The organism is Streptomyces blastmyceticus (assembly GCF_039521185.1).
GTDB lineage: Bacteria > Actinomycetota > Actinomycetes > Streptomycetales > Streptomycetaceae > Streptomyces > Streptomyces blastmyceticus.
The window spans coordinates 175,545-193,469 of record NZ_BAAABW010000004.1; the positions used below are offsets into that span (position 1 = coordinate 175,545).

23 protein-coding genes and 1 pseudogene are annotated in these 17,925 nt (G+C 68.5%); 12 read left to right on the forward strand and 12 right to left on the reverse strand.

Annotated elements, in window-relative coordinates:
• Positions 1–198: 198 nt before the first annotated feature.
• Positions 199–3,840: an nSTAND1 domain-containing NTPase gene (locus ABD269_RS05070; protein WP_344116418.1), complete on the forward strand. Its 3,642-nt coding sequence runs from the start codon at positions 199–201 to the stop codon at positions 3,838–3,840.
• Between the two features lie 36 nt (positions 3,841–3,876).
• Here the strand turns inward: ABD269_RS05070 and ABD269_RS05075 are convergent, their stop codons facing one another.
• From ABD269_RS05075 to ABD269_RS05085, 3 genes are all read right to left on the reverse strand, one after another.
• Entirely contained in the window at positions 3,877–4,557 is a 681-nt protein-coding gene (locus tag ABD269_RS05075) for a lipoprotein (RefSeq protein WP_344116420.1), read from the reverse strand.
• An 84-nt stretch (positions 4,558–4,641) separates the two neighbouring features.
• Complete coding sequence (locus ABD269_RS05080) at positions 4,642–5,247, reverse strand: mycothiol-dependent nitroreductase Rv2466c family protein (RefSeq protein ID WP_344116422.1); 606 nt, start codon at positions 5,245–5,247, stop codon at positions 4,642–4,644.
• A gap of 104 nt (positions 5,248–5,351) precedes the next feature.
• Positions 5,352–5,876 carry a hypothetical protein gene (locus ABD269_RS05085; RefSeq protein ID WP_344116424.1) on the reverse strand — a complete coding sequence of 175 codons (525 nt, stop codon included), beginning with the start codon at positions 5,874–5,876 and terminating at the stop codon, positions 5,352–5,354.
• Between the two features lie 237 nt (positions 5,877–6,113).
• Between ABD269_RS05085 and ABD269_RS05090 the strand changes: the two genes are divergently transcribed.
• Both ABD269_RS05090 and ABD269_RS05095 read left to right on the forward strand, forming a co-directional pair.
• Entirely contained in the window at positions 6,114–6,629 is a 516-nt protein-coding gene (locus ABD269_RS05090) for an EF-hand domain-containing protein (RefSeq protein ID WP_301892885.1), read from the forward strand.
• A 57-nt stretch (positions 6,630–6,686) separates the two neighbouring features.
• On the forward strand, positions 6,687–7,355 hold the full coding sequence (locus tag ABD269_RS05095) for a rhomboid-like protein (protein ID WP_344116427.1): 669 nt from the start codon (positions 6,687–6,689) through the stop codon (positions 7,353–7,355).
• Between the two features lie 16 nt (positions 7,356–7,371).
• Here ABD269_RS05095 and ABD269_RS05100 read toward each other — a convergent pair whose 3' ends face one another.
• The 3 genes from ABD269_RS05100 to ABD269_RS05110 all read right to left on the reverse strand — a co-directional run bounded on the left by ABD269_RS05100 (position 7,372) and on the right by ABD269_RS05110 (position 9,710).
• On the reverse strand, positions 7,372–8,331 hold the full coding sequence (locus ABD269_RS05100; protein WP_344116429.1) for a sporulation-delaying protein SdpB family protein: 960 nt from the start codon (positions 8,329–8,331) through the stop codon (positions 7,372–7,374).
• Positions 8,328–8,924 (reverse strand): SdpA family antimicrobial peptide system protein, encoded by a 597-nt coding sequence (locus tag ABD269_RS05105; protein WP_344116431.1) that lies wholly within the window; start codon positions 8,922–8,924, stop codon positions 8,328–8,330. The genes ABD269_RS05100 and ABD269_RS05105 overlap by 4 nt, the downstream gene beginning before the upstream one ends.
• A gap of 123 nt (positions 8,925–9,047) precedes the next feature.
• Entirely contained in the window at positions 9,048–9,710 is a 663-nt protein-coding gene (locus ABD269_RS05110) for a sporulation delaying protein family toxin (RefSeq protein WP_344116433.1), read from the reverse strand.
• A 264-nt stretch (positions 9,711–9,974) separates the two neighbouring features.
• On the opposite strand from ABD269_RS05110, the gene ABD269_RS05115 reads away from it, so the two are divergent.
• The 3 genes from ABD269_RS05115 to ABD269_RS05125 are packed head-to-tail and all read left to right on the forward strand — an operon-like array spanning position 9,975 to position 11,294.
• On the forward strand, positions 9,975–10,442 hold the full coding sequence (locus tag ABD269_RS05115) for a DUF1648 domain-containing protein (RefSeq protein WP_344116435.1): 468 nt from the start codon (positions 9,975–9,977) through the stop codon (positions 10,440–10,442).
• Positions 10,439–10,933, forward strand: coding sequence for a hypothetical protein (locus ABD269_RS05120; RefSeq protein WP_344116437.1), 495 nt, complete (start codon positions 10,439–10,441; stop codon positions 10,931–10,933). Before ABD269_RS05115 ends, ABD269_RS05120 begins: the two co-directional genes overlap by 4 nt.
• Position 10,934: 1 nt before the next feature.
• Positions 10,935–11,294, forward strand: coding sequence for a GntR family transcriptional regulator (locus ABD269_RS05125; protein ID WP_344116440.1), 360 nt, complete (start codon positions 10,935–10,937; stop codon positions 11,292–11,294).
• Positions 11,295–11,534: 240 nt separating this feature from the next.
• Here the strand turns inward: ABD269_RS05125 and ABD269_RS05130 are convergent, their stop codons facing one another.
• From ABD269_RS05130 to ABD269_RS05145, 4 genes are all read right to left on the reverse strand, one after another.
• On the reverse strand, positions 11,535–13,289 hold the full coding sequence (locus tag ABD269_RS05130; RefSeq protein ID WP_344116442.1) for an asparagine synthase-related protein: 1,755 nt from the start codon (positions 13,287–13,289) through the stop codon (positions 11,535–11,537).
• Positions 13,290–13,383: 94 nt separating this feature from the next.
• The gene (locus tag ABD269_RS05135) at positions 13,384–13,518 is read right to left on the reverse strand and encodes a lasso RiPP family leader peptide-containing protein (RefSeq protein WP_344116444.1); all 135 of its coding nucleotides are present in this window, start codon (positions 13,516–13,518) and stop codon (positions 13,384–13,386) included.
• 103 nt (positions 13,519–13,621) lie between these two features.
• The gene (locus tag ABD269_RS05140; RefSeq protein ID WP_344116447.1) at positions 13,622–13,864 is read right to left on the reverse strand and encodes a DUF6255 family natural product biosynthesis protein; all 243 of its coding nucleotides are present in this window, start codon (positions 13,862–13,864) and stop codon (positions 13,622–13,624) included.
• A complete protein-coding gene (locus ABD269_RS05145) occupies positions 13,861–14,148 on the reverse strand; it encodes a hypothetical protein (protein WP_344116449.1) in 288 nt (95 codons plus the stop codon). Before ABD269_RS05145 ends, ABD269_RS05140 begins: the two co-directional genes overlap by 4 nt.
• Positions 14,149–14,376: 228 nt before the next feature.
• Here ABD269_RS05145 and ABD269_RS05150 point away from each other — a divergent pair, with 228 nt between their 5' ends.
• The 6 genes from ABD269_RS05150 to ABD269_RS05175 all read left to right on the forward strand — a co-directional run bounded on the left by ABD269_RS05150 (position 14,377) and on the right by ABD269_RS05175 (position 17,218).
• A complete protein-coding gene (locus ABD269_RS05150; protein ID WP_344116451.1) occupies positions 14,377–15,252 on the forward strand; it encodes a helix-turn-helix domain-containing protein in 876 nt (291 codons plus the stop codon).
• The gene (locus ABD269_RS05155; protein ID WP_344116453.1) at positions 15,249–15,464 is read left to right on the forward strand and encodes a DUF397 domain-containing protein; all 216 of its coding nucleotides are present in this window, start codon (positions 15,249–15,251) and stop codon (positions 15,462–15,464) included. The genes ABD269_RS05150 and ABD269_RS05155 overlap by 4 nt, the downstream gene beginning before the upstream one ends.
• A 64-nt stretch (positions 15,465–15,528) precedes the next feature.
• Positions 15,529–15,864 (forward strand): hypothetical protein, encoded by a 336-nt coding sequence (locus ABD269_RS05160; RefSeq protein WP_344116456.1) that lies wholly within the window; start codon positions 15,529–15,531, stop codon positions 15,862–15,864.
• Positions 15,865–15,874: 10 nt separating this feature from the next.
• The gene (locus tag ABD269_RS05165; RefSeq protein WP_344116458.1) at positions 15,875–16,207 is read left to right on the forward strand and encodes a hypothetical protein; all 333 of its coding nucleotides are present in this window, start codon (positions 15,875–15,877) and stop codon (positions 16,205–16,207) included.
• Positions 16,208–16,257: 50 nt separating this feature from the next.
• A complete protein-coding gene (locus ABD269_RS05170) occupies positions 16,258–16,707 on the forward strand; it encodes a DUF6294 family protein (RefSeq protein ID WP_344116460.1) in 450 nt (149 codons plus the stop codon).
• 112 nt (positions 16,708–16,819) lie between these two features.
• The gene (locus ABD269_RS05175) at positions 16,820–17,218 is read left to right on the forward strand and encodes a hypothetical protein (protein ID WP_344116462.1); all 399 of its coding nucleotides are present in this window, start codon (positions 16,820–16,822) and stop codon (positions 17,216–17,218) included.
• Here ABD269_RS05175 and ABD269_RS05180 read toward each other — a convergent pair.
• Both ABD269_RS05180 and ABD269_RS05185 read right to left on the reverse strand, forming a co-directional pair.
• Positions 17,166–17,441 carry a hypothetical protein gene (locus ABD269_RS05180; RefSeq protein WP_344116464.1) on the reverse strand — a complete coding sequence of 92 codons (276 nt, stop codon included), beginning with the start codon at positions 17,439–17,441 and terminating at the stop codon, positions 17,166–17,168. The two genes, ABD269_RS05175 and ABD269_RS05180, sit on opposite strands and share 53 nt — an antisense overlap.
• Before the next feature lie 145 nt (positions 17,442–17,586).
• Positions 17,587–17,733, reverse strand: a pseudogene (locus tag ABD269_RS05185) (transposase); the annotation flags it as partial.
• Between the last annotated feature and the right edge of the window lie 192 nt (positions 17,734–17,925).

The window sequence follows — 17,925 nt, forward strand, 5'->3', positions numbered from 1 at the left end:
GCTCCGGGGAAGCCTTGGACGCGGACCACGCCTCCGGGAACCGGAGAGGCGAGGGGGCGGTTCGCCCCGGCCGCCGCCAAGTCTTTGCCGCCCGGCGATTGATGCGCAGCCCGGTTCCGGGGGTGAATCAATCGACCGTCCGCGCCGGGTGGGGCGTGAAAGCGTCTTGTGAGCACCACGGCTTCCGGGGTTGGGTCCTTGAACGGATCAGTCATCTGGGCGGGACACCCGAAGGGGGCCGTGGTGGGGCGCAAGGAGAAGCCGCTGGATCCCGGCGCGGGACCGACGCAGCAGCTCGCCCACGAACTGCGCGTCCTGCGGCAGAAGGCCGGCGGGCCGACGTACGCGGCGATGGCACGCGGCGTCGCGTACTCGGCGGCGACCCTGTCGCGTGCGGCCGACGGTGAACGGCTGCCGTCACTGCCCGTACTGCGCGCGTATGCGCAAGCGTGCGGGGCGGACCCGGCGGAGTGGGAGCAGCGGTGGAAGGAGGCGGCCGAGGGCCTGGCGGTGCCGGCCGATCACGACGGGGGCGCTCCGTCGCCGTACCGGGGGCTGACCCGGTACGAGCCGGGCGACCGTGGGCTGTTCTTCGGCCGGGAGCGCCTCGTCGACGAACTGGTGACGCTGGTGGGCGCACACCGGGTGGTGACCGTCTTCGGCCCTTCGGGCAGCGGCAAGTCCTCCCTGCTGAGGGCCGGCCTCATCCCCCGTCTCCGACATCCCGGCCCTGACAGTCCGGTCACACCGCGGGCGGCGGCGATCCGCATCCTCACCCCCGGCGAACACCCCCTGCGCAGCCACCGCGAGCTGTTCACCGCTGCCGAGGGCGAGGGAGACACCTGGCTGGTGGTGGACCAGTTCGAGGAAGTCTTCACCCTGTGCACCGACCCCGCGGAGCGCGCCGGATTCATCACCGCCCTGCTAGCGGCCGCCTCGTCGGCCAACCGATTACGGGTCGTGCTCGGCATCCGGGCCGACTTCTACGCCCGCTGCCTCCAGCACCCCGAACTCGCCTCCGCCGTCGCTGAGGCGAGCCTGCCGGTCAGGCCGATGGCCGCGGTCGAGCTGCGCCAGGCCATCACCCGACCCGCCGCCGCCCACGGACTGATCGTGGAACGGGCCCTGACCGCCCGGCTCGTGGAGGAGGTCGCCGCGCAGACGGGCGCACTGCCGCTGCTCTCCCACGCCCTGCTGGAGACCTGGCGCCACCGCCGCGGCCGCACCCTCACCCTGGATGCCTACGAACGGGCCGGAGGCTTGACCGGCGCCATCGCCCAGACCGCCGAAACCAGCTACACCCGTCTCGAGGCCGGCCAGCAGAGAACCGCCCGCCGCATCCTGCTGAGGCTCATCACCCCCGGCGAGGGCACCACCGACACCCGCCGCCCGGTCCGGGCCGCCGAGCTAGAGGACACCGGCGGTGTGGGCACGGTCCTGGAACGCCTCGCCCGGGCCAGGCTGATCACCCTCGACGAGCAGACCGTCGACCTCGCGCACGAGGCGCTGATCACCGCCTGGCCACGCCTCGCCCAGTGGATCGAGGAGGACCGCGAGGCGCTGCGCACCCACCGGCGCCTCACCACCGCGGCCCACACCTGGGACGAACTCGGCCGCGACCCGGGCGCGCTGTACCGCGGTGTCCAACTCGCCACCGCGCAGGCCTGGTCACGGAGCCACTACGGCGAACTCAACGCACTCGAGGCCGCATTCCTCGACGCCGGGATCGCCGCCGACAAGAGACAGGTGCGCCGCTCCCGCCGACTGATCGCGGCCCTCAGCACCCTCCTCGTACTCGCCCTGGTCGCCACGGGTGTCACGGTGTGGCAGAGATCGGCGGCCGACGCCCAACGGCGTACCGCCGTCTCCCGTCAACTGGCCGCCCAGGCGATGATGCTGACCGTGCAGCGACCCGAGAAGGCCATGGTGCTGGCCCGGCAGGCGCTCCGGGAGACCCCCACCGAGGAGGCCCGCTCCAGTCTGCTCAGCGCCTACGGCGGCTATTACGCCAACCAGCTGACCGGGCACACCGGTGCCGTGCACGCGGTGGCGTTCACACCGGACGGCCGCACGCTGGCCACCGCCGCCTACGACCACACCGTCAAGGTCTGGGACGCGGCCACGGGCCGGCTCCGCGCCACGATGAGCGGCCACACCGACGCCGTGTTCTCGGTCGCGATCAGTCCGGACGGCAGGACGCTGGCCAGCGGCAGTGGCGACGGCAGCGTCAAGCTCTGGGACCTGACCTCGTACAAGCTGCGTGACACGCTGCTCGGCCACCGCTCGGCGGTCAATTCGGTGGCCTTCGGCCCGGACGGCACAACGCTGGCCACGGCGTCCAACGACCATTACGCCCGGCTGTGGGACCTGCGAACCCTCCGGGTCGGCTTCTCCGTCCGGCACGGGGACGCGGTCAACGGGATCGCGTTCAGTGCGGACGGACGGATGCTCGCGACAGCCGGCAGCGACCACACAGCGGGCGTGTGGGATGTGGCGGCCCGCCGGAACATCGCCGACCTGCCCGGCAACACCGAAGAAGCCACCTCCGTGGCCTTCAGTCCGGACGGGCGCACCTTGGCCACGACCGGCTACGACGGCACGACCCGGCTCTGGGACCTGCGCTCCCACAAGAACACGGTCACCTTCAAGGGCCACCGGGGCAGGATCGAGGCCGTGGCCTTCAGCCCCGACGGCGAGACGCTGGCCACCGCGTCCGACGACCGTACGGCCCGGCTGTGGGCCACCTCCGACGGCCGTGAACTCGCCGCCTTCCAGGGGAACTACACGTTCTACGGCGTGGCTTTCTCGCCGGACGGCCGGACCCTGGCCACCGCGTCCGAGGACGACACCGCCCGCCTGTGGGACGTGGCCTCCCACCGCCGGCTCGTCACTTTCGACGGGCTGTCGGGCATCGCACCGGCATCGGCACGCCCACCGGACGGGACGAGCGCGCTCTTCGACACCTCGACCGCGACGATCCGGTGGTCCGCCTCTCCCCCGCCGTCCGCCGTCTTGGCCCCGCTGCCCGCGTCGGCGGCCAGGGCGAGCACGCCCGACGGCCGTACGCTCGCCAGTACCGTCGACGGCACCGCCATCACGGTCCGCGATCTCACGACGGGACGGCAGACCGCCACGCTGCGACAGGACCGCGGCTCGGCGAAGTTCCTCGCCCTGTCCGGGGACGGGCGCACCCTGGCGGCGACATCCGCCGACGGCAGTACCCGGATCTGGGACATCGCCACCCGGCGCCGCACCGGGACATGCACCCTCGCCGAGGGCACGCCCAGCGCGGTGGCGCTGAGCCCGGACGGGAGCACGCTGGCCCTTGCCGGCACCACAGGTGGCGTATCCCTGCAGGACGCGCGCCATGGCTGCCGCACCACGCCCTCTCCCCGCGGCCACGACGGACGGGTCACCTCGGCTGTCTTCAGCCCGGACGGCCGCACTCTCGCCACCACCGGAAAGGACCGCACCACCCGGCTGTGGGACCTGCCGGGCGGACGGCCCACCGCAACTTTCAAGGGTCATACCAACACCGTCAACGCCGCCGCCTTCAGCCCTGACGGCCGCACTCTGGCCACCGTCGGCAACGATCACAGCGCCCGGCTGTGGGACATCCCCACCCGCAAGGAGGTCTCCGTCCTCACCGGCCCCACCATCCCGCTCATGGCCGTCCAGTTCTCCCCGGACGGCCACACCCTCGCCACCACTCTCGCCAACAACACCGCCCGCCTCTGGCCCGTCGTCGTGGACGACATCGCGCCACGCGTCTGCCGGCTGTACGCCACCCAACGCTGGGCACAACTCATCCCCGGACTCCCGCGAGAACAGCCTTGCTGACAGCTTCAGGGAAGAAAGGGGCGGGGCTGGCCCCCCTCAAGACGCCAGGCGCACCGTCTTCTTCGCCTGCTCATACGCCGGAAGCATCTCCTGATGCTCCTGCGTGTCGAACCCACCCAGATGCACGACCGTCACACCCTTGGGCGTCGTCACCGCGAGCGCCCGCTCTTCCTTCGGCTCGTCCGCGAGGACGGTCTTCACCTTGTAGACCACCTCGGCCGCAGGCAGCTCGCCCGCCTTGACGTCGCTGAACTTCTGGTCGGAGGCCCTCTTCTCCTCGGACATGAACGCCTCCAGGACCTGGCGCGGCGACTTGTCGGTCATGTTGTCCGCGGTCCACACGCGGATGAAGCCGATGTTGCCCGCCGGCTTCGCGTCGAGCTCGCAGGCGCCCCTGAACGTCGTGTGACCCGAGAACTTGCCCAGCAGTTCCCCGTCTTCGCGCGAAAGCCCCGTGGGCTTCCACGCCTTGACCGCCTCGAAGGAGATCGGAAGCTCACAGGCCGTTCCGGCGTCCCCGATCCTGGTGTCGGCCTTCTTCCACGCGTCAGACTTACCGGCGCCCTTCACGGCGGGAGCCGAGGCCGGAGCCGAAACGGAGGCCGAAGGGGAAGCCGGGGCAGAGGCCGAGGTCTCCTTGTCGGCGGCGGACGAGCAGCCGGTGAGCACCCCGACCGTGAGCACGGCGGACGCCGCGCCCCACGTGAACTTGCGCATAAATCTCTTTCCCCACCAATTGAACTAACCGCGCAAACCTAGCTCCACAGGCACGGAGTACTCAAACCGATATTCGGGAGACGGTCAGCTGAAGTCCAGGCCGCCCGTGCGAGTCCGCTTGAGCTCGAAGAAATTCGGGTAGCCGGCCAGCAGCTGCACACCGTCGAAGATTCGCGCGGCTTCCTCGCCGCGCGGGATCGCGCTCAGGACCGGGCCGAAGAACGCGACTCCGTCGACGTGCAAGGTGGGCGTGCCGACCTCCTCGCCGACCGGGTCCATGCCCTCGTGGTGGCTCTTGCGCAGTTCCTCGTCGTACTCCGCGGTGTGCGCCGCGTCGGCCAGCGCCTCCGGAAGGCCGGCCTCGGCCAGCGCCTCCCGGATGAGCGCGTCGGACACCTCGCGGTCGGCGTCGTGGATGCGCGTACCGAGGGCGGTGTACAGCTCGCGCAGCACATGCTCCCCGTGCTCCCGCGCCGCGGCGATGCACACCCGCACCGGCCCCCAGCCCACGCCGAACAGCCGCTGGTACCGCTCGGGAAGATCGGCGCGGCCCTCGTTGAGGACGGACAGGCTCATGACGCGGAACCGCAGATCGAGTTCGCGGTGGCGCTCCACCTCCAGGATCCAGCGGGAGGTGATCCAGGCGAAGGGGCAGATGGGATCGAAGTAGAAGTCGACTTTGTGTGTCATGACCATGAGGCTATGGCGCGGAACGGCCCACCTGGCAGGTCCATTTCCCCTCGAAGATCATGGGCCAATCGGAGGCGGCGGATCACCGGGCGGCCGGGCCGGTGCTACGGCAGGATCTCCAGCTGAACCGCGCTCTGCGTGCCCTGGAGGCCGGAGGCGAGGCAGTCCGTGGGAGATTGCCGGGATGACGAGGTCACGGTCCGGCGTACGAAGTGGCCTTCGCCGCGCCCCTCGGCGACCCGGCCCGACTGCTGGGCGTCCGCCAAGCCCACGACGCGGGCGGTGGCACCGTCGATGACGATCACCGACCGGCCGCCGTCTTCGTAGCGGATGGTTTCGGTGCCGCCGGCATCGGACAGCGAGAGGCAGGACGCCGTGGGCGCGACAGCGTCGAAGGAACCTGTCGCCGGGACGGTGTGGCCGGGGGCGGTGGTGCAGATGTAGCGCACGTCCGCGTGGATGCGGGTCTCCTGGGGCCGGAGGGTGAGCGGCGGGTCGTAGCGTCCGTGGGCATTGCCCACGCAGGTGACGGCCTCGAACCCGCCCGTCCCGGCCTGACCGGCCGGCGCCCACACCAGCGACGAGACCACCAGGGCCAGGGACCCCAGCGCCACCGTCGCAGCACGCACTCTCAACACATGAACCTCCAGCAAGTCGTCCGTATTTACGGGCACTTGACTACCCAAGGGCCATATCGGCTGATCCGGCGTCCCGAAGTGCACCACCGGCGCATGTCCGCCTCGGCGCACTGTCGCGCACGCCCGTCCTCCCGGCGGCCCGCTTGGCAACCGGAGCGTGCCGGGTAGGAAGCGCCGGACGACCCCTCGTCGAGCTGGATCACGAACCGACCAGAAGGAGAGACCCCAGTGAGCCGTACGACTGCCACAGCCGCCACCGTCGCGAGAGTGCGCGTGTTCGCCATGATGGACGCCGACGGGGACCGGGTCGTCACGCGGCACGACTACCTCTCCCGCATCGACCGGACCGTCCTGGCCACGGGGCGCACGGAGAACGACCCGCTCGTCGTCGCCGCCCGCACGACAGGCCTCAAGGCCTGGGGCGAGATGGACGCGGACGGCGACGGGAAGCTGACCTTCGACCAGTACAACGCTTGGGTCGGCGCCGAAAAATTCGACAACATCTGCCGATTCGCGCTCGGCGCGCTCTTCGACCTCGTCGACGCGGACGGCGACGGCGCCCTGGACAAGGCCGAATTCACCACGCTGCGCACCGCGCTGAACAACCCGCCGGGGAACGCCGCCGCCGCTTTCGACGCGCTGGATGCCGACGGCGACGGCCGGGTCGGCCGGGACGCGTACCTCGCGTCGATCCGCGCCTACATCGTCGGCGACGGCTCCCCGATGGGCGAGGTCCTGTACTAGCGGCTCCGCCGACGGCCCTTACCGCGGCATGACACGCGCCTCGCCTACAGTTCCCGGATGGTCGGGAACAACATGGTGCGCGCCGTCCGGCGGCTGCCCGCGACGACGGCGTACGTCGCGCTGCTGGTCACCACCGCCGCGTGGATGTCCAGCCAGTCACTGCGCGAGCAGGCGCGGTTCGTGCGGCACAACAGCAGCAACGTCCACCACCTCGAGGTCGGGAAGTGGTGGACGCTGTTCACCAGCGGGCTGGTGGTCGACGGTGTGCCCGTGCTGCTCGGGATCGCGGCCGTGGCCGCGGTGCTCGGGCTGGCGGAGTGGCGGTGGGGGTCGCTGCGCGGGTTCGGGGTGTTCCTGCTGGGCCACCTCGTGGCGACGCTGCTGACCGAGGGCGCCATGTGGCTGATGCACCTCGCGCACCTGCCGGGCGTCCTGGCCAGGGCCCGGGACGTCGGGATCAGCTACGGCCTGGTGGCCACCGCCGCCTGCCTGCTCGCCCTCGGCGGCCGAAGGGCCCGCCGGTACGGGCTCCCGGCCCTCACCGCGGCACTCACCGTCGCCTGGATCATCAACCACGAACTGGCCGACGCCGGCCACTTGGTGGCTCTGGGCCTCGGCGTCCTCGGGGCCCGCACCCGCTGGCTACGCACCGCGCGGAAACTCCCCCGGGAAGCCCTTCAACCACATGCGGTGACCGAGGCACCCCCGGTCGCCGCCGCGCGTTAAAAGGCAGTGCCGTGCGTTACGGCTGCGGGAGAGCCGTCGGCAGAGTGGGTTCATCGCGGGACAGCGAGGGGCGGGGCTCTTCCAGAGATGTCTTGACTGCGATGCGGGCCCGGATTGTTGCGCCCAGCGGCATGCACAGCACGACTATTCCTCCCGACATGGCCAAGGCGAAGCTCCACAGCCCCATCACCAGAGCGATGCACAGGTGGAAAGCGATTCCTGCACCCATGGCCCACCACCGAATCCTTTGCGGAAGAAGCAGGCAGAGCATCAGAAGACACTCAATCACCAAAGGAATCCAGGTCATTGCTGCTACGCCGACAGGAGTCGCGATGACAGGTGCGATGAGGGCGTCGATCCACGGGGCCGGACCGAAGTCGAGGTGACTCCCCCAGTACCACATAGCGGTACCGTCCTGCCACTCCCTGTGCGGCAGTTTCGCGATGACGGCCTGCGCGTAGACGACCACCATTTGCAGGCGCAGGACCACCAGTCCACTGATGCCCATAAGTGCGAGAATGCGCGTGGCTTGCGTATCGCTTGGCCGACCATTCGGCTGCTGCCAGTGCCATCGGCGCCTGTCCCCGACCGCCGGCAACATGAACAGCACGGAAAGGATCAGCGCGATCTGGTCACCGCCGTCGACAATGGATATTCCAGAGAAAACGCTGTAGTTGATGTAGGCGTGCGGCACGGCCGTGAACCGGGGGTACCAGCCGGATGCGATGACAAGGAGAGCAACGACGCATACCCATTTGAGCCAGGTCAAGTGGGAGTAGTTGTCCGGTGCAAGACAGAACAGGCTTGCCGAGGTGGTGGATCGGCACGGCGGGTAGTCACCGATCGTCGCCACTGGCCGGAAGAGGGTTTGAGCGCTGGACGCTGCCAACGTTCCGGCCGTACCCAGTGCCACGAGAGTTCGAGCGAGCCCATAGACGTTGGTCCATGGCAGCAAGATGCGCTGCGCGTTTCTCACGGGCAGCTCACATCCCAGACAGCGACGCGCTCAGGCGTGTGCCGTTCGGGCGAGAGGTCCCGCCACGCCCAGGGGACAGGGAGCATTTCCACCACAGCAGCCCTGCCGCAGAGTCGTGGCGTAGGTGAGGGATTGGCCGCCGAGGTCGCTTTGCGAGCGCCGAGTTCGAGGCAGGAATCTAAAGTTTCCCCACTATCGCATGTTGTCCAATTTATGCCGTCCTGATGCAGCATCAAGGCAACTTCGATTCCCTGGGACCGGGAGGCGCGGTCAAATCCGAAATAGTTGGACGCCCGGGAGTGCGGAGTCAAGGAAATGTCTTCCCACCGCCCCTCGATCAGGCGATACGGGACGTACTGAGGGGCCTTGGCGGATTTAGTGAAGAAGGCCCACCCTTGAGGGGTTACAACGGTCGCCGTTTTGCGCACCTTGCCCTGCGCAGGCAGCGAAATAACGTTATGCGGGAGGAAGCTCTGGGCCACATAAACGCCCACAATCACCCAGGCTGCGGCGATCGCCGTGATCCACGGGCGTGGTACCGCGATCGACTGTCCGGGTCTGGCAGAGTGCAACTGAATTCTCTTGATACGCATGGACGCGTCATCCCTACGTCGGTCGGCAGTCCGCGAAGGCCAGCTCGCAGGAGGATCCGGAAAAGGAACAGCGGCGGGCTGCTTCCAGGCGCCTGGAAGCAGCCCGCCGCCGGGGAAGCCGGCTTAGGCGGCCAGGACCTTTGTCAGTCCGGCGATCTGCTGGTCCCTGTCGAGCGACTGCCCACCGTTCGAGGGCGAGGACCAGAAGTTGACCGTGTTCGCCGCATTCACGGCGGCCTGGGCGTTCACGGCAACCGAGACGTTGATGGCGCCACCCAGGTTCACGGCTACCAGAACGTTGAGCGCGAGAACTATGGTGGCGCACTGAGCGACACCGGCACCAGTGTCGGCAGACCTGGCCGACGACTTGGACGACAAGGACTGCAGAACCTCACCGGCGTCGGCGATACCACTCTGAACCTTGCGCGGGTCTCCGGAGCGCAGCTTCGCGGAGAAGGTACCGAAGAACTGGGGCCGGTTCTTCTGGATCTTGTCAAGAAGCGCCGAGGCGGCCTGCCGCTGCTCCGGAGTGCTGTTCGCCTTACGGAGGGCTGCGACATTCACGAACTTACCGGATGCGCCCAGGGTTTCGGCCACTGAACCTTGCGCGAAGGCGAGGCCTTCAAAGAGGGCGCGACCATCACGGTTGGCCTCGGCGCTCGTAGCCGCGGCCACAGCGGCACGTGGGTGGGAGGTTACGGGCGAGGCCATGGCCCCCTGAACAGCGGCGCCGCTTAACCCGAGTACGGCCACAGCGGCGATGGCGACGCTTACGCGTCTGTGCATGTGTGACTCCTTCGTGCCTGATCTTCCATGTCGGTCACTCACCGCAACCGACAGCTACGGACAGCTGCAACATACAAGCACTCGATCGAAACTTGTATCGATTTCGATCGCCACGAGGACCCCAGAAGTCACTTCTGGTCACACCTGTGCTCTTGCGCATGCTGCGCACCAGGCGGGGTAGAACCAACGCGATGGGTCTAGATATTCTAGATAGATGCGAACAATCTCTTTGGGAGTTTGCGCCACAGAAGGGGCGAAACGCACATGATGAGGAACGTCCAGGAAGCCGCGAGCATCACTCGACGCGGAGCCTTAGCCGTCATCCCGCTCGCACTGGGAGCGATCGCGACATCCATCGCGTTCCTGCTGCTCAGAGGGTCGCTCCCCGGAAAAGTGGCCACCCACTTCACGCTGTCCGGAACCGCCGACGGGTTCAGCTCGCCCGCCACAGCACTTGGCCAGTACATGTTGGTCTTCGGTATCGAAGCTGTCGGCGCCCTCGCCGTCGTGTTCTCCGTCAAGCCGACCAGGACAAGCGCACGGGCGATCACGGTCTTCTCCAGTGCGCTGGCAGCCGGTACGGCCTACCTGCTCATCGCGGCCATGGAAGCCAACGCCGACAGCAATGGCCCGAAAGTCCAACTCCCCATCTATCAACTGGTCGTAGCCCTGGCTGTGAGCGTGGCAATCGGCGCCGGGGCGTGGTACGTCGCGCGGCGGAGGCACGCATGAAACGGCGTGCGGGCGGGGTCGCCAACGGCCAGACCGTCGTCTGGTACCGCTCTCTCACCAGCGGATGGATGCTCGCCACCGGCATCGTCTCGGCAATTGGCTTGCTCGTCATCGCGGCGGTCGACGGCAAGCACCGGGTCCTCGCTTTCGTCCTGCTGCTTTTCTCGGCCGCCTTCCTGATCGCAGGCTCGATCAGGGTCACGGTCTCCCGCGAGGGAGTCACTGCGGGATCGACCCTCCTTCCGCTCCTGCGGCGCCGGTTTCCGCTGAACCGGATTCAACAGGCCTCGGCACGCTGGACCCGGCCCGCTGAGATCGGCGGATGGGGCTATCGCTGGAACCCCGGCCTCAGTGCGATCTCGCTCCACGAAGGCGACGCGCTCTGGCTCACCCTCGCCGACGGGAGCCGGTTCGTCATCACCATCGACGACGCGGACACCGCCGCAGACCTCATCCACCATCTTCTTGCCCCGGACCGCGAAGGCCGCTGACATGCTGGTCACCATTGATCACTCTTCCCCGGTCAGCCTCGCGGAACAAATCGCAGGTTCGGTGCGACGGGCTCTGGCCGAGGGAACCCTACGCAGGGGGGAACGGCTCCCAGCCGCCCGCGCTCTGGCCCGCACCCTCGACGTCAACATGCATACGGTGCTGCGCGGCTACCAGATACTTCGGGAAGAACAGCTCATCGAGCTGCGGCCCGGCAGAGGTGCAGTCGTCAGCGCGACCACGTTCAACCGGGCCCCGCTCGTTGAGGCATGCCAGCAATTCGTACACCTGGCACGAAAGGCAGGGCTGCCCGAACCCGACATTCTGCATATGGTCAAAGCCCAGATCAAGGCAGCTACATAAGAGGTCGTCGGACCTTCCTGGTCACAGCACCAGCACTGGCAGCAGGCCATTGCGTCCGTCGGTGCGCAGTGGAACGCTCCACGGTGGCGGGGGCGGCGCCCCGGCGAAGGAGCGACAGGATCCGGCGGATCCGTCGGGGCGGCAGGAGGACGAGCACCCGGGCGGTGGCCGCGGCCACGAACGCGCCGGGGCGCCAGGCCCGGGCGAAGAAGTCACAGGAGTACGGGACTTGGGGAATGCTCACCCCACCACCGCCGGACCCGGCCCGCCGCCCGCGCCTAGCACCGAACGCAGCCACACCTCGCAGGCCAAAGTGTTGTCGAGCGAGCGCATCAGGTCGGGCGACAGCTCCGGGCGCCGCAGGCTCGCGCGGAGGGCCGCCGCGTCCAGGAGGCCCGCGCGGGCGAGGCGGGACTCGGCGACGATCTCCGCGAGCACTGCCTTGTTCCGCCGCAGGCCGAGGTGGAAGTCGGCGCTGTACTCCCCCTTGGTGGAGCGCGCCAGCACGGTGTCCGGGACGATCCCGCTCATCGCCGTGGCGAGCACCGGTTTGTAGCGCTCGCGCGCACTGCGCTCCGCGACGCGTACGGAGAGGGCCGCCTCGATCACCCGGTCGTCGAGATACGGAGCGGCGTACGGCAGCCCCTGGGCGGACGTCACCTGGTCGACCTGCCGGAAGCCACGGCCGCACATCTGCACACAGGACAGGGCGGCATGCTGGCCGCGCTGGGCCGCGAGCGGCTCCGGAAGATCGGCGGCCGCCGCACGCAGCAGACTCTGCACGGACCGGACCGCGTCCGGAGAAGCCCAGGGCGGCATCCGCAGATCCGCTCCCCAGGCGGTGGACGTACGTGCCGGGGACGGCCGACGCGTCCCGGTGAGGCCGTCGGCCCAGGCGGCCAGCCACTGACTGAACGTACTGCGGTCCGCCAGCCCCCGGAGCAGGGGCCACAGCGACCACCGCTGAAGCAGTCGCTGTCTGCGCACCAGGCCGAGCGTGGGCAGCGGGTGACTGCGGAGGCTGTCGTGCACATACGGGGAGAGAGCGCAGAAGAGCTCGTCACCACCGCCGCCCGACAGGTGCAGCTGCGAGCCGTGCTCGGTCATCAGCCCTACGAGCGTGGCGAGCCGGGCACCGTCGCGCACCCAGCTGCCCGGTTCGTCGGCCGCCGCCTCCAGGTCGGCCAGCCCACTGAACCACAGGGGTGCACGCGACCGTTCGGGAACCACGTGCTCCGCACTGCCGGGCAGTCGGGCAGCCGCCAGCCCGGCCCAGGCCGCGTCGTCGTTCGCCGCGTCGACGCTCTCCCAGCGGAAGGTGACCAGGCGGGCCTGGCCACGGGCGGCGAGGAAGCACAGGCTGGTGGAATCCATCCCGCCGGAGAGGTCCGAGCTCACGGTCTTGGCGTCGGCGGTGCAGGAGTCCACGGCGGCGGTGAGCGCCCGGCCCACCTCTACAGCCCCCTCCGCCAGCGTCAGTTGGGGTTCAGGAGGGTTCCACCATCGGTGCACCTCCGCGCGCCCGTCCGCTTCGAGCAGCAGGAAGCTCCCCGCCGGCAACGCCTCGACGCCCCGCCACAGGCCAGGACCCGCATCCAGCGGATACGGCGGCGGGGAGGCCAGCAGGTGGAGAGCCACCCGGCGCTCGTCCACCCCCGCACCGACGGCCCGCGCCAGCACATCGGCACGGCTCGCCGCCACCGTCACCCCGTCCACCCGCGCCCGGAAGACGCGTCGCACGGCCGACGCACTGCCGCGCACCCGCACCCGGCCCCCCACCGACGCGACCGCGTGGAAGCTGCCCTCCAGCCCCGCGAGCGCCCCCTCGACGTCGGCGACATCCCGCACCCGTCTCAGCCTCGATGCCAGCGCATCGGCGGTCACGGGACACCGCCCGATCACCGCCAGCCGCGCACCACCCACCGCGGCGACCACCACCTGCCCGGCCGGCCAGCTCCCCACCAGCCATGGGCGGCCGGAGTGGTGGTCGATCACCTCAGTGGTACCGCGGCGCAGCCCCCGCGCCGCGGTGCCCCCGGATTCGCCATCGGGAAGGACCGCGAACCACGCCTCGCTGGTCAACGTCCCGTCAGCTCGGTCGGACGTACCACGGGGCGTAGCCGCCTTCGAAGAATGTGCCGGTGCTCGTACCCAGCGTCAGCTCGGCGAAGTCACCGACCTCCATCAACTCGGGTGGCTCGTAGACCTCTTCCCGCTGCTCCACGGCATTCCCCTCCTAACGTGATCAGCTCCAACACCGGGTAACTTCCCGACATCGCCCCCTAATTACTCCTGATCAACACTTCATCCACCCAAATGGGTGAGCATTACCGTGAGTTGACGGTCCGGCCCCACCACTCCGTACGGCGCCGCGTCCGCCTCATCACCCACAGCGCGGCCGCACGGTCCGCGCTCCCGCCGTGGGACGGCTTCACCGCCTCGGCCAGCCCCGGCGGACGCAGCGCCCCGTACTCCGTGAACCGCACCACTCCACAACTCCCGCACCGCGCCTCGCCCTTGCCCCGCACCCACCCCGCGCGGTGCGCGCACGTCGCCACCGCCGCACTCACGCCTTGCCTCCCGGCAGCATGTGCACCACCCGCCCGTGCCGCCGCAGCGCCACGAGCGCGGTCGCCTCCTTCAACTTGTTGCCCCCGGCGGCGGCGTTCCGCCACGCGAGCTCCAGCACCGGGCATTCCGGGCACCCCCTCCGCGACCGCGTACCTCTCGGCCAGAGCCCGGCCTCGTCCCGCTCCTCGCGCGTCGCCAACCGCAGCACGGAGAACGGCACTTCCCATTCGGCGCCGCCGCCGGGGGCTCGTACGTGTACGCGGCTGCCCACGCTGTCGATCACTTGCCCGATCCATCCCTCGCGCGTATCGACTACGAACGCGCCGTTTCTGTACGTCATTGCCGTGGGCCTCCCGGGTTCGCACCTCGCTGCTCGCCGCAGCAGGCACATCATTACGGGTCGAGCACCCCGCTAAGCAATTTTCTCGCTACTTTGCCTTCGAACGAGCTAACTTCGGCATATGCCAAGGCAGTTGCGCTGGATAGAGTCGGGGCAGAAGGAGGTGATCGCATGGCTGCTGCCGCACCTACCGTGCTGCGCCGGAGGCTCGGAGCGATGCTCAAGACGATGCGACTGAGGGCGGGGTACAACCTCGCGGAGGCATCCGAACTGCTGGGCCTGTTCGGGCCGCCGGCCCTGAGCAAGATCGAGAGTGGCAGGCAGCGCCCCGACCTGGAGCGGTTCTTCTCCGTGTATCAGGTCACGGACGCGGCGCACATTGCGGAGACCAGGGAGATCGCGAAGCTCGCGATCAGTAGCCGTCAGAAGACCCTGTTCGCTCAGTACAAAGACGTGATCCGGCCCGCATTCGCCGACTTCATCGAGCTGGAAGAGGTCGCCACCCGCACAGACTCCTACGTGGCGACGGCCATCCCAGGTCTCCTGCAGACGGCGGAGTACGCCCAAGCGATCATCGAGGGCGCAAACGTGTGGAATGCGGCGCGCACGATGCGGGCCTTTGCGGAACTGCGCATGAAGCGGCAGGATCTCTTGACGCTCACGCCGGGTACGGACGACGACAGAGCACCGATCTCATTGCGCTACGTTCTCGACGAGGCATGCCTACGGCGTGAGGTGGGTGGTCCAGGCGTCCTCCGGGAGGAGCTCCACCACCTGGTCACCGTGTCGAAACAGTCGAACGTCGAGCTGAGGGTTCTCCCGTTCAAGGCGGGCGCGCATCCTGGAGTTGACGGCTCCTACACGGTCTTCCACTTCGAAGTGGGTGAACCAGTTGTCGCGGTGGAGTCGCTCACCGACTCCCTCTACCTGGAGGAGGATCTCCACGTAGCGCGATACGCAGCCGCGTTCGACCGATTGCGAGCACAGGCGCTGGAGCCGGACGAGTCCCGTGACTTCATCGCCGGAATCGCCAAGGAGACATTGTGAGCACGTTCAAGAAGAGCAGCTACAGCATCGGCAACGAGAGCTGCGTGGAGATATCCCTCTCCCCCGACCTCATATCCATACGCGACTCGAAGAACCTCAACGGCCCCGCACTGCACTTCACTTCACTTGCGTACCGCCTATTTATTCGCACCCTTACGAACGGTGAACTTCACTCACCCATTCGAGTGGCCGCACGTCAACACTCTTCCTAAACTCCCCAAAAAGTTGGGACGCTCCCATTCCATCCCCCGCCAAGAGGGAAGGGAGAGCGTCCTCATGCGCGTACTCCGACGAATCGGCAGGGTCGGCCTCACCATTGGCGCGGCCGCCGCGCTGGTGACGGGACTGACCGCCAACGCCCAAGCCGCGTCCGGCACCCTCTTCTACACGCGAGCGGACACCGGATTCAAAGAGCCGATCACCGACCCCGATAACGACGACTGCCTGCCACTGGACGGCGGCGCGCTTCTCGTGGACAACGAGACGGACGCCATCGCCACCGTGTTCCGGGACGACAGCTGCTCCACGCCACAGGCATCCCTTCACCACGGCGAAACCGGCGCTTTCGGAGGAGCGACAGTCCCCCACTCCGTAGTCTTCACGGCACCCTGAGGGAGCACTCATGTCTCTGCGCAGGGCGGCGATCGCCGCCTTCGGCGGTGCGTTGCTGCTGCTCACCGCCTCGACCGTCAACGCCCAGGCCGCCGGCGGAACGTTCTCGTACATCAGGGCCGACACGGGAACTCCGGACGAGTTCGACAGCCCGCCGAACGACGTATGCCTCCCCATCCCCGGCGGCGCGGCCCACGCCGAAAACGACACGGACGCCACGGCTTTCGTCTACGCCGACAGCTCGTGCCGCCAGCTTCTGGCGATCGTGGGAGTCGGAGCCAGCTGGGACGAGACGAACCCGCCGCCCGCGCCGACCCACTCCGTGGGATTCGGCTCCGGATAAACGCGCACGGCAATTGAAGGGGCTGCTCTACTCCCGAACGGAGAACCCCCATGAAATCCCCCCGGCGGGCCATCAGGACTCTGCTGGCAGCGGCCGTCCTCGTCACGGCATTCGCCGCCCCGGCGGCGGCAGTTCCCGCCGACACGGGCCCCACCGCCTCGGGCACGGTGAAGCAGGGCATCGCCACGGACTACAAATGGTGGACCTGGGGCGACCTGAGCGCGGGCGACTGCCACCAGACCGGCGGAGAGCTGAGGCTCTACTCCGACGGCAAACTCACCTTCACCGCAAAGACGCAGACGACTTTCACCCTGAGCGGCGACATCTGGCACGCCCGCTTCGGGCTGAAGAACTCCAGCGGCCAGGAGCTCTACAGGACCACGACCTACGACAGCCCGACAATGTGGCCGAGCAAGTGGTACGACATGAACGCCCAGGGCACGTTCGAGCCCAGCGTGTACGCGGCCACGGCCCAGGTCACGCAGTACTACTCCTGCTGACGGGCCGGCCGTCGACGCCGTGCTCCACACCGCGCGAGCGGCTCGGAGTGCGGCGTTTGCCGTGCGTCCGGCCGATGCGGTTCCCTTGATCCACCCGGCGTAGGAGGAAACAGTGGAGTGGACACGCAAGGAGGACGAGAAGTGGGCCGCCGCCTTCAAACTCCACCTGGTCACGACGTACGACCCGCCGAAGGGACTGGCGGACCAGGCACTGTCCGAGATCCACGAAACGGTGACCAAGGCCGACAAACCAGCGGAGGCACTATTCGGCGACCCGCGACAGTACGCAACCCAACTGGCCGGCCCACACCGCGCCCAGCGAGCCCGTCGCCGAAAGGCATACGCAGCCGTGGCGTTCGCACTGACCATCACCATAGCGAGCACCGCCGCCCTGCGCGGCCTGGACATGACCTCGCTCTGGTTCTGGATCGGCTTGCTGGCGGTGGTCTTCTCGGTGGTCAACGCGGTTGTGTTGTACAGGGATTGCCGTCCCGGGAGAACTCCTCGCTGATGAGTCGGGCAAGCATCGCCAGCTGCGGGGTGGCACGGTCGGTGCGCCAGACCAGAGCCATTTGTGAGGGCTCGTCGAGGCCATCGATCACGAGATAGCGCACGTCGCTGTGGTGGTCGCCGACGGCCAGTGGGTGGGAGGTCGCAACAGCGAGCAGCCGGTCCTGCGGAGGGGAACGGAACCCTACGGTCAGGGCGGCCTCCCTGACAGGGAGTTCGACCACGGCGGCATCGAGTCGCCCGTCGAGCACGGCCGAGAGGGGCGAGCCCATGGGGATCTCGCTCAGCGCCGTCGCCTTGGGTGTGGCAGTCGCGGAGGTTGGCCAGCGCGCTGTGGTGGAGGCCGGGGTCATCCAGTTCCATGGGCAGTGCGCATTTGAAGGCGATCCGGCAGCGGACCGCCTCGGCGGCCTGCCGGTCCGACAGATCAAGCAGGAACTGCAGCACACAGACGGTGGCCAGCTGAGCGGGCGAGAGGTCAGAGCGACCGCCACGCTGAGACCAGTCGGCAGGCATTCACGCCACGGTCAGCCGGGCCTGTTCTGGCCGTTCTTGGAGCTCTCCGAAGCCGTGGAAGTGCTGTGGCCTGCGCTTTCTCGCCGGCTCGAAGTCTATGCGGGCCCCGTCTGGCCGATCCGGTGGGCCGGAAGCAGATGGCTGCCATGGGGAATGAGCCAATTTACCAACGCATGACCCAGTCGGGCATTT